The organism is Kitasatospora sp. NPDC048298 (genome assembly GCF_043201465.1).
Taxonomy (GTDB): domain Bacteria; phylum Actinomycetota; class Actinomycetes; order Streptomycetales; family Streptomycetaceae; genus Kitasatospora.
In genome coordinates, this window is the sequence record NZ_JBICYZ010000017.1 from 123479 (window position 1) to 136750 (window position 13272).

Here is a 13272-nt window from a genome sequence, read left to right on the forward strand (position 1 = left end):
GATCCGGCCCTGGAGTCGATGAACTTCCTCAACGAGATCGCCGGCCGCCACCCCGACGCGATCTCCCTGGCCGCCGGCCGGCCCAGCGAGGAGTACTTCGCGATCGAGGACGTCCACCGCTACCTGCGCCGCTTCGAACGCCACCTCACCGAGGAACAGGGCCTCACCGCCGAACAGGCCGCCCGCACCTTCCTCCAGTACGGCCGCACCAAGGGCGTCATCCACGAGCTCGTCGCCCGCAACCTCGCCGTCGACGAGGGCATCACCGTCGACCCGGCCTCCGTCGTGGTCACCGTCGGCTGCCAGGAGGCCATGTTCCTGGTGCTGCGCGCGCTGCGCGGCGACGAGCGCGACGCCGTCCTCGCCGTCGCGCCCACCTACGTCGGCCTCACCGGCGCCGCCCGCCTGGTCGACATGCCCGTGCGCACCGTCCGCAGCGGCCCCGGCGGCGTGGACCTCGACGACCTCGCCGCCGTCCTGCGCCAGGCCCGCGCCGACGGGCTGCGCCCGCGCGCCTGCTACCTGCTGCCCGACCACTCCAACCCCTCCGGCCTCAGCCTCGACCTGGCCACCCGCCACGCCCTGCTGGACCTCGCCGAGCGCGAGGACCTGCTGCTCCTGGAGGACAACCCGTACGGCCTGTTCACCGCCGGCGGCGAGCGGCCGCCCACCCTCAAGGCCCTGGACACCCGGGGCCGGGTGGTCTACCTCGGCTCCTACGCCAAGACCGGCCTGCCCGGCGCCCGGATCGGCTTCGTGGTGGCCGACCAGGAGGTGCACACCCCGGACGGGGCCACCGGCCTGTTCGCCGACGAACTCGCCAAGCTCAAGAGCATGGTGACGGTCAACACCTCGCCGATCGCCCAGGCCGTCATCGCCGGGAAACTGCTGGAGCACGAGGGCAGCCTGGTCCGCGCCAACGAGCGGGAGACCGCCCGCTACCGCGAGAACCTCCAACGCCTGCTGGCCGCCCTCGCCGCCCACTTCCCGCCCGGCGGCCCCGTCACCTGGAACACCCCCACCGGCGGCTTCTTCCTCGTCGTCACGGTCCCCTTCGAGGCCGACGACGCCCTCCTCGAAACCTCCGCCCAGGACTACGGCGTGCTCTGGACCCCGATGCGCCACTTCCACGACGCCCCGGAGGCCGCGAACCAACTCCGGCTCTCCGTCAGTGCTCTGACGCCAGACCAGGTCGGGGACGGGGTGCGCCGGCTGGCCCGGCTGCTCACCGACCGGCTCGCCTGACCTTCCCGTTCGCGGCCCCCACCCCGGGGTGGGGGCCGCGAACGGGTCCACGCGGCCGCGCGCATGTCAACCATGGCGCGCCTGACCGTATGTCACAGTCCGGTCCCCGCCGTGTCCCGGCGATTGTGACGCCGTTCGTGGCACCGGAACCGGCCGGTCGGCCGTCCTGTGGTGTGTCCGTCGCCAACAGCACGCACCGCCATCGGGGAGCCACCATGACCGTCCGCCGCCGCCCGCTGCTCGCCTCCGCCGCCCTCGTCGTCGGGGCAGGGCTCGCGCTGACCGCCTGCGGGCCGGAGAACACCGACACGGCCGGCGGCTCGACGGCCTCCGCGGCCGCCACGGTGGCCGCCACGCCCTCCGCGGCCGCCCCGGCCACCGGGGCGCCCACCGCGGGCGCACCCGCCACCGGGGCGCCGTCGCACTCCGCCCCGCCGAAGCCGTCCGGCGCGAGCCCGTCGGGTGGCACCAAGTCCGACGGGGGGAACGCCGGCGCCGCCACCCGCCCGTGCGACATCCAGAACCTCTCGATCCAGGTGACGATCCGCTCCGGGGCGCCGAGCCAGCGGGTGATCGAGGTGCACAACACCGGTGCGAGCGCCTGCAGTCTGAGCTCCTCCCCGGCGGTCGACCTGGGCAACTCCACCTCGCAGGACCAGAGCGGGAACATCCGGCCGGTGCTCGCCAGCGGCACCTCGCGCTTCCCGGTCGCGGCCGGGCAGAAGGCCTACGCGGTGATCGACCTCGACCCGAGCGGCGCCACCACCGGCACCGCCCCCGGCATCAACGAACTCAACGTGCTGGTCGACCAGGACGGCACCAACATGCCCCTCGCGAACACCCGGAACTTCCCGCTCGACAACGGCGTGCACGTCCTGAACCCCAAGCTGGGCCTCTACCGCTCCACCGTGGCGGACGCGGTCGCCTCCATGACGGCCGCCCCCAAGTAGCCCCCCAAGTAGCCCGCCGGGTAGCCCCCCGAGCGGACCCCTGAGTAGGCCCCCGAGTGGCGCCCGGTATGACGGTGCGGTCGGTGCCGGACCCGCTCCAGGTGACCCCGGCACCGTGACCGGGTGATCGCGCACGACGGGAGGGCGGGCCGGGCGGCCCGCCCTCCCGCCTCTTCGCGGGGGCTTGTCGGAGGCGTGTGCTAAGACTTCGTCCACCAACCCTCAGAGGTGCACGATGCATGAGCTGATTCTCCGTCACGCCGCCGACCGCGAAGGCAGGACCGCCTTCTCCGATGCCGCCGGCGCGGTGAGCTACGGCGAACTCGCCCGCCGTACCGCCCTGGCGGCCGGCAACCTGCGCGTCGACCGCGGCAGCCGGGTGGCGCTGCTCCTGTCCAGCGGGGTGCCCGCCGTCACGGCCACCCTCGGGGTGTGCCGCGCGGCCGCGGTCGGTGTCCCGCTCGACCCGCGCGGCGGCGACGACGAGCTCCGGCTCCGTCTGGAGGACAGCGGCGCCGGGCTGGTGGTCACCGACCGTGAACACCTGGCCCAGGTCCGGCGGGTGGCCGGCACTCGCGCGGTGACGGTGGACGAGCTGCTCGTGTCCACCCGGGCCCGGCCGCGGGACGACCTCGAAGCGGACGAGCCCGCCTGGCTCCACTACACCTCGGGGACCAGCGGGGAGCCGAAGGGCGTCCTGTCGACGCAAGGTGCCTGGCTCCGCTCGGCCGACCACGCCTACCGCGGGCTGCTGGGCATGACCGGCGACGACCACCTGCTCTGGCCGCTGCCGCTGTTCCACGCGTTCGGGCACTCGATGTGCGTGGTGGGCGTCCTGGCCCTGGGTGCGAGCGCCCATGTGATGGACCGCTTCACCGCGGACGCGGCCGCTGCCCTGCTCCGCCGAACACCGTTCACGGCACTGGGCGGCGTGCCGACGGTCTTCGGTCAACTTCTGGACGCCGGGGCGCCGTTGCCCCCGCTCTGCCTGTCCGCCGGGGCCCCGCTGCCCGAGGAGCTGCGCGCCCGGTTCCGCCGCACGGTCGGCCGGGAACTGCACGACGGCTACGGCAGCACGGAGGCCTCCGGGAAGATCGCCGTCGACGGCGTCGTCCTGCCCGGGATCGACCTCCGCTTCGAGAACGGCGAGATCCGGCTGAGGATGCCCGGGTCCGAGCGGTGGCACGCCACCGGAGACCTCGGCCGCGAGGAGAACGGCCGACTGGTGGTGACCGGGCGGGCGAGTGAAGTGATCATCCGCGGCGGGGAGAACCTCCACCCGGCCGAGATCGAACAGGTCCTGGCCGGCCACCCCGGCGTCCGGGAGGCGGCCGTGGCGGGCGAGCCCGACGCGGTGCTCGGCGAGGTGCCGGTCGCCTACGTCGTGGGCGACGCGGACCCGGCGGCGCTGCTGGCCCTCTGCCGCCGCCGGCTGCCGGCGCACCGGGTGCCGGCCGGGATCCGCCCGGTCAGCCGGATCCCGCGGACCGCCACCGGCAAGCCGGTCCGGCGACGGCTCCGCTTCCAGTACGTGCTCGACGTGGTCCGACGGGAGACGGCGGGGATCACCGGCCGACCGCCCGAGGCGGACCAGCCGTTCGCCGAGGTCGGCCTGGACTCGCTCGGCACCGTCCGACTGCGGGACCGGCTGGCCGCCGAACTGGGCGTCGCACCGCCGCCCTCCCTGGTGTTCGACCACCCCACGCCCCGCGCCGTCGCCGACCACCTCACGGGCGCGGCCGCCGGCCCGCCGCCACCCGCCCGCCAGGCCACCGAGCCGATCGCGATCGTGGGCATGGCCTGCCGCTACCCCGGCGGGATCAGCAGCCCCGAGGACCTGTGGCGGGTGGTCGCCGCCGGCCGGGACACCATCACCGGATTCCCCACCGACCGGGGCTGGCCGCTGGACGAGCTGTACCACCCGGACCCGGACCACCTCGGCACCAGCTACGTCACCCGCGGCGGCTTCCTCGACGGCGCGGCCGACTTCGACGCGGCGTTCTTCCGGATGTCCCCGCGTGAGGCCCTGGCCACCGACCCGCAGCAGCGGCTGCTGCTGGAGACGTCCTGGGAGGCGTTCGAGCGGGCGGGCGTCGAGCCCGCCTCACTGCGGGGCAGCAACACCGGCGTGTTCGTCGGCCTGATGTACAACGACTACGCCGGCCGCTTCCGCGGCACCGCGCACCAGCTCGAATCCCAGCTCGCCCTGGGCGCGGCGGGCAGCGTGGCCTCCGGGCGGATCGCCTACGGCCTGGGCCTGCAGGGGCCGGCGCTCACCCTGGACACCGCCTGCTCCTCCTCGCTGGTCGCCCTGCACCTCGCGGCGGACGCCCTGCGCGACGGCCGGTGCGACCTGGCCCTGGCCGGCGGAGCGACCGTCATGGCCACACCGGACAGCTTCGTCGTGTTCAGCCGGCAGCGCGGCCTGGCCCCGGACGGCCGGGTGAAGCCGTTCTCCGCGGCCGCCGACGGCACCGCCTGGTCGGAGGGCGTGGGGCTGCTGGTCCTCGAGCGGGTCTCCGACGCGCTGCGCAACGGCCACCCGGTCCTGGCCCTGCTGCGCGGCTCCGCCGTCAACCAGGACGGGGCCTCCAACGGCCTCACGGCGCCCAGCGGCCCCGCGCAGGCGGCCGTGATCCAGCAGGCCCTGGCCGATGCCGGGCTGAGCGGCGCCGACGTGGACGTGGTCGAGGCCCACGGAACGGGCACCGCCCTGGGCGACCCGATCGAGGCGGCCGCGCTGCTCGCCACCTACGGCCAGGACCGGTCGACGCCGGTCCTGGTCGGCACCGTCAAGTCCAACCTCGGGCACACCCAGGCGGCCGCCGGGGTCGCCGGCGTGATCAAGACGGTGATGGCGATGCGGCACCGCACCGTGCCCGCCACGCTGAACGTCGGAGAGCCCACCCCACGCGTCGACTGGTCCGCCGGCGCGGTCCGGCTGGTCACCGAGCCGACGCCCTGGCCGGAGCCCGGGGCGGAGCCCGCGGCGGGGTCCGGCTCGGCGCCAGGACCGGCCCGGAACCGGCCGCGCCGTGCCGGGGTCTCCGCCTTCGGGATCTCCGGGACCAACGCGCACGTGATCGTCGAGGAGTACGAGCAGCTGCGGGTGGCGTTCCTGTTCCCGGGGGAGGGGGCGCGGACGCCCGGGCCGGACCTGGCCGACAGGTACCCGGTGTTCGCCGCGGCCTTCGAGGAGGTGCGCGCCCACCTGGAACCGGCGCCGGGCGAGGCGCTCGACACCGGCCCCGCGCGCCGGGCCGACCTCGACCGGGCGGCCCTCTTCGCCCACGAGGTGGCGCTGTTCCGCCTGTTGGAGTCCTGGGGGTACCGCCCGGACGCGCTGCTCGGGCACGGCACCGGGCAGATCGCGGCGGCCCACGTCGCGGGCGTGCTGTCGCTGCCCGACGCGGCGCGGCTGCTCACCGCCCACGGGCCGGCGGAGTTCGCGGAGGTGGCACGGAGCCTGACGTACCACCCGCCGCTCATCCCGATCGTCGGCGCCCGCCCGGACGATCCGGACCACTGGGCGCGGCACCTGCACGAGCGGGACAGCCTCGCCGACCAGGTGGCGACGCTCGCCGGCGCCACCGTGGTCGACCTGGGCCCGGGTGACCCGCCCGCGGTGCCCGGCGAGGGCGTCATCCCCACCACCGACCCCGAGCGGGCGGCGGCCAGGCTGCGCGGCACCCGCACCTTCCAGCGCCGGCGCTACTGGCTCGACCGCGTCACCGAGCACCCGCTGATCGAGTCGACCGTCATCGTGCCGGGCTCCGGGGAGGTGGTCTGCACCGCCGACCTCACCCCCGGCTGGCTGCTCGACCACATCGTCGACGGGACGGCGATCGTGCCCGCCACGGCGATCCTGGAGGCGGTGCTGTACGCCGGTGAGCGGGCCGGCTGCGACACCGTCGACGAACTGGTCCTGCACACGGCGATGCCCCTGCCGCAGACCCGGCGCGCCGAGGTCGTCGTACGCCAGGAGGCCGACGGCGCAAGGCCGTTCGAGGTCTACGCGAACGGAGTCCGCTGCGCCGTCGGCCGACTGACCTCCGGCGGCCCCCGCGACCCCCGCCCCGCGCCGCCGCCGGACCTCGGCGCGTGGCCCCCGCCCGGCGCCGAGGAGGTCGAGGTCGACCACGCCGACTACGGACCGGCGTTCCGCGGGCTGCACCGGATGTGGCGCCGCGGCGACGAGCTCTTCGGCGAGGTGCGCGGGGAGTTCCCGGACGCGGGGCGGTTCGGGCTCCACCCCGCCCTGTTCGACGCGGCCCTGCACCCGGCGCGGCTGCTCTCCGACGGAGTGCCGTTCGCCCTGCGCGGAGTGCACGTGACGGCGCGGGGCGCCACGGGGCTGCGGGTCCGCATCCGCGAGGGGCGGATCGCCGTCGCCGACCTGACGGGCCGACCGGTGGCGTCCGTCGACTCGCTCACCGTGCGGACGACCGCCAACGAGGCATGGACCGGGGCCGGGACCGGCCGGGGCGCACTGTTCCGCCCGGAGCGGCACCGGACACCGGGCCGGCCGCCAGGGCGGGTCCACGAGGTGCGGCCGGGCGACGCACCCGAGGCCCTGGCACTCGCCCTGCGGGAGCTGCAGACGGCCGGTGACGAGCAGCTCACCGTCCTGGTGCGGCCGGGGGATCTCGCCGGAGCGGCGGTGGCCGGCCTGGTCAGGACGGCGCAGGCGGAGCACCCCGGCCGGTTCACCCTGGCCGAACTGCGCGACGGGCGGGCCGAGACGGTGTCCGAGCGCGCCGACCTGGTCCGGGTGGCGGGCGGGGCGGCCGGCTTCCCCTGGCGGGGAACCGTCCTGATCACCGGCGGCGGCGCGCTGGGCCGGGCGGTCGCCGACCACCTGCGGGGCCAGGGCGTGCGCGTCGTGGTCGCCAGCCGCAGCGGCGAGACGCGTCTGGACGTCACCGACCGGGCGGCACTGGCCGCGCTGGTCGACTCGATCGAGGACCTGCGGGCCGTCGTGCACACCGCCGGAGTGCTCGACGACGGGATCCTGGCCGCGATGACCCCGGAGCGGTTGGCGACGGTGTGGCGCCCCAAGGCCGAAGCGGCCTGGCACCTCCACGAGTTGACCGCACACCGTGACCTGGACGCCTTCGTGTTGTTCTCCTCGGCGGCCGGGGTGCTCGGCCACGCCGGGCAGGCCAACTACGCGGCGGCCAACTGCTACCTGGACGAACTCGCCCGCCACCGGCGGCGGTCGGGCCTTCCCGCGCTCTCCCTGGCCTGGGGCCCGTGGACGGTCGGGATGACGGCCGGACGGACGGCCGCCTCCGGCCTGCTGCCCCTCACGCCCGCCGAGGGCGTGGCGCTCCTGGAGGCCGCGCTCGGCGCCGACGAGCCGGTCCTGGTGCCGGTCGCCTTCGACCGCCCGCCCCGGCCGGAGACCGGGAGCACACCGCGACCGGCCACGCCGACCGACACCCTGGAGATGCCGACCGACACCCTGGAGATGGTGTGCGCCGAGGTCGCCGCCGTCCTCAGCTACCCGGACGTGCACCCGGACACCCCGATCCCCGACCTCGGCTTCGACTCGCTGACCTCGATCGAGCTGCGCAACCGGCTGGAGGAACGGACCGGCCTGCGCCTGTCCGCCACGGTGGTGTTCGACGCCGCCACCCCCAGGGCCCTCGCCGATCAGCTGCGCCCGCCGCCGGCCCCGGGGACGCTCGCCTTCCTCTACCGCAGGCTGTGCGAGCTGGGCCGGCCCCGGGAGGCGATGCACCTGCTCGTCTCGGCGTCGTGGGCGCTGCCGTCGTCGGCGACGCTCCCTTCCGTCGCTCCACAGCGGCTCAGCGAGGACGGCCGAGGCGGCGGCGCCGACGAGGGCCCGGCCATCGTCTGCTTCCCCGCCTTCGCCTCTCCCCCCGGGGAGTACAACGCACTCGCCCGGCACCTGCCGGGCCTGTGGGTGCTCCCGCACCCGGGGTACGACGGCGGGCCTGTCCCGGTGGACGTGGCGGCCCTGGTCCGGGCCCACGCCGCCTCGATCCGTCAACTCGGCCGACCAGTGGTGCTGTTGGGCCGCTCCACCGGCGGCCTGGTCGCGCAGGCCGTCGCGGAGGAGGCCGCGGCGGAGATCGGCGCCGAGGCGGTGGTACTGGTGGACACCCACCCCGTCCGGGACGAGCAGTGGCTCACCGAGCTGGCCGTCCGCAGCGCGCTCGGGCTGGACGAGCCCGGCCTCGCGGCGATGGGCGCGTACGCCCGCATCTTCCTGGACCGGCAGGGGGAGACGAGCGTCCCCACCCTGCACCTGCGCGTCGGCGACGTGCCGGGTGACCACCACTCGATCCTGGACGAGCACGTGGCCACGACGGCGGAGGCGATCCGGCAGTGGCTCTCCCGGACGCTGCCCGCGCCGTCCACGGCGGCGCCTTCCGGCCCGCCGTCCGAGGCCCCCTCCGGCCCGCCGTCCACGACGCCGTCCGGCCCGTCGTCTCCGGGGACGGGCGGTCCGCCTCGCACCGGCATCACGGAGCGTGGGCCCGGTCACGGAGGGTGAGTCGGAACAAGGCCCCCAGCGACGGTGTTTCCCGGGTGGAGTGCACGGCTGCCCGACGGTGGTCCCGTGGCGCCGGGCACGGCTGCCCGGTGTCCGTGCCACTGCGGTCCCGTACCACCACGGTAGGAGGCCGGGATGACATTCGACGATGCCGGATTCGGGGGAGCGGACGGCTCGCGCTACCTGCCGATCGCCGAGCACGGTCTGATCGGCGATCTCAGGTCCGCCGCGCTGGTGGGGACGGACGGCACGATCGACTGGTACTGCTGCCCCCGTTTCGACGCTCCCAGCGTCTTCGCGTCCATCCTCGACGCCGACCGGGGCGGGTCGTTCGAGCTGGCCGCCGACGTGCCGACGCGTACCCGGCAGTTCTACTTCCCCGACACCAACGTGCTGATCACCCGGTTCTTCTCCACCGACGGGGTGGCGGAGATCCAGGACTTCATGCCGGTCGTGGACGAGTCGCGCGAGGCCGGCCGGCACCGGCTGATCCGGCGGGTGGTCTGTGCCCGGGGAACCCTTCCGTTCCGGGCCCGGGTGGCTCCCCGCTTCGGCTTCGGGTCCGAGCCGCACACCGTGCGCCTGCGGCCGCACGAGGCCGTCTTCGAGTCCCCGTCGATGGCGCTGGCGCTGACGGCCACGGTGCCGCTGGAACGCGACGGCGTGGACGTGTGGTCGCACTTCAAGCTCCTGGAGGGCGAGTCGGCGGTGTTCGCCCTCGACCGGGTCGGTGGTGACGTCACCCCGAGGTCGTGCCCCCGGGCCGAGGCGGAGGACCAGTTCGCGGCGACGGTGCGGTTCTGGCGCCACTGGCTGGCCGGCTCCCGGTACCACGGGCGGTGGCGCGAGATGGTGCACCGCTCCGCGCTGCTGCTGAAGCTGCTCACCTACGCGCCGACCGGTGCGATCGTGGCCGCGCCGACGACCAGCCTGCCCGAGCGGATCGGCGGCGAGCGCAACTGGGACTACCGCTACGTGTGGGTCCGTGACGCGGCCTTCTGCGTCTACGCGATGCTCCGGCTGGGTTTCACCGCGGAGGCCGAGGCCTTCATGGGCTTCCTCTCCGAGCGGGGCATCCTCCGCGGCGGCGGTGCCGGCGGAGGTGCCGGCATCGGCGACGCGGGGCCGCTGCAGATCATGTACGGGATCGACGGGCGCAGCGACCTGCCCGAGCGCGAGCTGTCGCACCTGGAGGGCTACCTGGGGTCCGCTCCGGTGCGGGTGGGCAACGCAGCCACCGGCCAGCTCCAGCTGGACATCTACGGGGCGCTGATCGACTCCGTCTACCTGTACGACAAGTGGGGGCAGCCGATCAGCAGCGACCACTGGGACGAGGTCGGGGCCGTGGTGGACTGGCTCTGCGACCACTGGGACCAGCCCGACGAGGGCGTCTGGGAGACCAGGGGCGGCCGCAAGGACTTCCTGTACTCGCGGCTGATGTGCTGGGTGGCGATCGAGCGGGCGATCCGGATGGCGAACCGGCGCGGGCTGCCGGCGGACCTGGCCCGCTGGCAGCGCAGCCGGGACGCGATCTACCGGCAGATCATGCGGTCCGGCTGGTCGGCCGAGCGCCGGGCGTTCACCCAGAGCCTGGGCGGCGACCTCCTGGACGCCTCCGTGCTGATGATGCCGCTGGCCAAGTTCATCTCGCCCAACGATCCCAAGTGGCTGTCGACCCTGGACGCGCTGGGCGCGGAACTCGTCTCCGACTCGCTGGTCTACCGCTACGACCCGGAGGCCAGCCCGGACGGCCTGCGCGGGGCCGAGGGCACCTTCTCGATCTGCTCGTTCTGGTACGTGGAGGCCCTGGCCCGCGCCGGACGGGTGGAGGAGGCCCGGCTGGCCTTCGAGAAGATGCTCACCTACGCCAACCACCTGGGCCTGTACGCCGAGGAGATCGGCCCGACCGGCGAGCAGCTCGGCAACTTCCCGCAGGCCTTCACCCACCTCGCGCTGATCAGCGCCGCGTTCAACCTCGACCGCACGCTCGGCTGACGCAGGGTCACCGCCACCGGTCTTCACCTGGGGGTTTCCGGTCGGCGCGATCACGGAAGGTGATCTTCCGATTGTGAATGGACGGACACGTTCCTCATCCGCCATCCTATGAATCGTCAGAGTCCGTGAAGAAGCCGTGACTTGACACCGCCCGGCCGGGGGGCCGGGTGGATCCACCCCGCAGAGAGGCTGAGTACATGGCATTGGTCCCCGAGAGCGGGGCAACCCGCCCGGGCCGTTGGCGAAGACTGCGGCGGGGCATATCGGCGGCGGTGACGGTTACGGCGCTGGGCACCCTGGGGGCGGTCGTCCCGGCCAGGACGGGGCACGCGGCGCCGTCGGCACAGCTGGTCTACATCGCCAACATGGGCGACAACACCGTCACCGCCTACGACCCGGAGACCGGTGAGGTGGCCGCCACCATCCCGGTCGGCGTCAAGCCGGAGGGCGTGGCCCTGTCGCCGGACGGCACGAAGGTGCTGGTCACCAACAACGGCGGCGCCTCCCTGTCGATGATCGACACCACGAGCAACACCGTCGTCACGACCATCCCGGTCGGCCAGTCCCCGCTGCCGGTGGCCTTCTCCCCGGACGGCAAGCTCGCCTACGTGGGCTACGCCAGCTACGCCAGCCCGGGCAAGGTGGACGTGATCGACATGAGCACCCTGACGGTCGCCGCCAGCGTCGGTGTCGGCGCCTACGTGGACACGATCGCGCTGACCTCGGACGGCAAGCGGGCCTACGTCGCCTCCTTCGCCGGCAACTCGGTGTCCGTCGTCGACACCGCCAGCAACACCGTCACCGCCACCGTCCGCCCGTCCGGCGGCCCCCAGAGCCCGTCCGGTCTCGCGGTCACTCCCGACGGCAAGCACGTGTACGTCGGCCACTACAACGGCTCCGGCACCAGGAGGGTGTCGGTGATCGACACCGCCACCGACACGGTCACGGCCGACCTTCCGATCACCAACCAGCCGCAGGGCATGGCCGTCACCCCGGACGGGCGGTTCCTCTACGTCGCCAACACCGGGGCCCACACGGTGACGGTCGTGGACACCGCGACCAACACGATCATCGCCACCGTGCCGGTCGGCATCCGGCCGATCGGGCTGGCGATCGACCCGGCCGGCACCGCCGTGTACGTCTCCAACAACAACTCGAAGAACGTGTCGGTCATCAGCACCGCGACCAACACCGTCACGGCCACCGTCCCGACCGGCTCCGGCCCCTACGGCATCGCGATCGGCAAGCCCGTTCCGCCGGCGGTCACCGGCATCAGCCCCGACCACGGTCCGGCCGGGGGTGGCACGAGCGTCACGATCAGCGGCAGCCATCTGACCGGCACCAGCGCCGTCAGCTTCGGCGGCACCCCGGCGAGCGACGTGAAGGTCGTCGACCGCGGCACCGTCACCGCGACCGTCCCGGCGCACGCCGCCGGCGCCGTCGACGTGGAGCTGACCATCTCGGGCCGCACCGTGGCCGCCGGGAAGTACACGTACGACGCCCCGGCGCCGGTGGTGACGGCCGTCGCGCCCGACCACGGCCCGCTGGCCGGCGGCACCACCGTCATCGTCACCGGCAGCAACCTGAGCGGGGCGAGCGCCGTCACCTTCGGCACCGTGCCCGCCACCGCGGTCACCGTCGAGAGCGACACCCGGATCACCGCCACCGCGCCCGCCGGGAGCGCCGCCGGGAAGGTCGACGTCACCGTCACGACCCCCGGTGGCACCAGCACCGCCCAGCCGTACACCTACCAGGACCCGGCGGTGACCGGGGCCTACGTCTTCGCCAAGTCCTCGGACCCGAAGTCGGGTTCGACGGTGAAGACGGGCGACAAGGTGACGTACGGCGTCACCGTCACCCAGCAGGGGGCGGACGAGGTCAAGGGCGCCACGATCACGGACGACCTGTCGAAGGTGCTGGACGACGCCACCTACGGCGGCGACGTCAAGGCCACCTCCGGCACCGCCGAGGTCAAGGACGGGAAGCTCACCTGGACCGGCGACCTGCCGGTGGGCGGCACCGCGACGATCACGTACTCCGTGACCGTCACCGGCAGCGGCGACGGCAAGCTGCGCAGCGCCGTCACCACGCCGGACGACAAGCGCGGCCGCTGCGACACGGAGAAGGGCTGCGAGAGCGACCTCACCGGCCCGGCCGGAAGCACCCCGTCGCCCACCCCGTCGCCCACGCCCACCGGCGACGGCCAGACCCCCGGCGCCACCGACCCCGGTAGCACCGGCTCCGGTCAGTCGAACCAGGGTCAGTCGAACCCGGGCCGGTCGACCGCCGAGGACTCGTCGGCCCGGCAGTCCTCGGGCATCCTCGCCCACACCGGTGCCACCGTGTTCACCGCGGCGGCGATCAGCGGCGTCCTGCTGCTCCTCGGCGGCGTCACCATCGCCGTCAGCCGTCGCCGCGGCCACCAGGGCTGACCGGACGGACCCCCGAGGGGGGGGGGGGGGGGGGGGGGGGGGGGGGGCCCCCCGCCGCCGGGGGGGGGGGGGGGGGGGGGGGGGGGGGGGGGGGGGGGGGGGGCAAACCCCCCCCCCCCCAAAATCA

5 protein-coding genes are annotated in these 13272 nt (G+C 74.6%); all 5 read left to right on the forward strand.

Annotation, left to right across the window (positions count from 1 at the left end):
• The first annotated feature begins 18 nt into the window (after positions 1–18).
• The 5 genes from ACGF0D_RS16100 to ACGF0D_RS16120 all read left to right on the forward strand — a co-directional run bounded on the left by ACGF0D_RS16100 (position 19) and on the right by ACGF0D_RS16120 (position 13145).
• Entirely contained in the window at positions 19–1245 is a 1227-nt protein-coding gene (locus ACGF0D_RS16100; protein ID WP_392916567.1) for a PLP-dependent aminotransferase family protein, read from the forward strand.
• Between the two features lie 215 nt (positions 1246–1460).
• Entirely contained in the window at positions 1461–2195 is a 735-nt protein-coding gene (locus tag ACGF0D_RS16105) for a DUF4232 domain-containing protein (protein ID WP_392916555.1), read from the forward strand.
• A 235-nt stretch (positions 2196–2430) separates the two neighbouring features.
• Positions 2431–8718, forward strand: a complete 6288-nt coding sequence (locus tag ACGF0D_RS16110) for a beta-ketoacyl synthase N-terminal-like domain-containing protein (protein WP_392916558.1) — start codon at positions 2431–2433, stop codon at positions 8716–8718.
• A 135-nt stretch (positions 8719–8853) separates the two neighbouring features.
• On the forward strand, positions 8854–10713 hold the full coding sequence (locus ACGF0D_RS16115) for a glycoside hydrolase family 15 protein (protein ID WP_392916561.1): 1860 nt from the start codon (positions 8854–8856) through the stop codon (positions 10711–10713).
• Positions 10714–10985: 272 nt separating this feature from the next.
• Positions 10986–13145: an IPT/TIG domain-containing protein gene (locus ACGF0D_RS16120; RefSeq protein WP_392916564.1), complete on the forward strand. Its 2160-nt coding sequence runs from the start codon at positions 10986–10988 to the stop codon at positions 13143–13145.
• The last annotated feature ends 127 nt before the right edge of the window (positions 13146–13272 follow it).

What these genes read in the sequence shown, in the direction of transcription:
- ACGF0D_RS16100 (WP_392916567.1), top strand. Translation starts at nt 19, where the DNA reads ATGAACTTCCTCAACGAGATCGCCGGCCGCCACCCCGACGCGATCTCC.
- ACGF0D_RS16105 (WP_392916555.1), top strand. Translation starts at nt 1,461, where the DNA reads ATGACCGTCCGCCGCCGCCCGCTGCTCGCCTCCGCCGCCCTCGTCGTC.
- ACGF0D_RS16110 (WP_392916558.1), top strand. Translation starts at nt 2,431, where the DNA reads ATGCATGAGCTGATTCTCCGTCACGCCGCCGACCGCGAAGGCAGGACC.
- ACGF0D_RS16115 (WP_392916561.1), top strand. Translation starts at nt 8,854, where the DNA reads ATGACATTCGACGATGCCGGATTCGGGGGAGCGGACGGCTCGCGCTAC.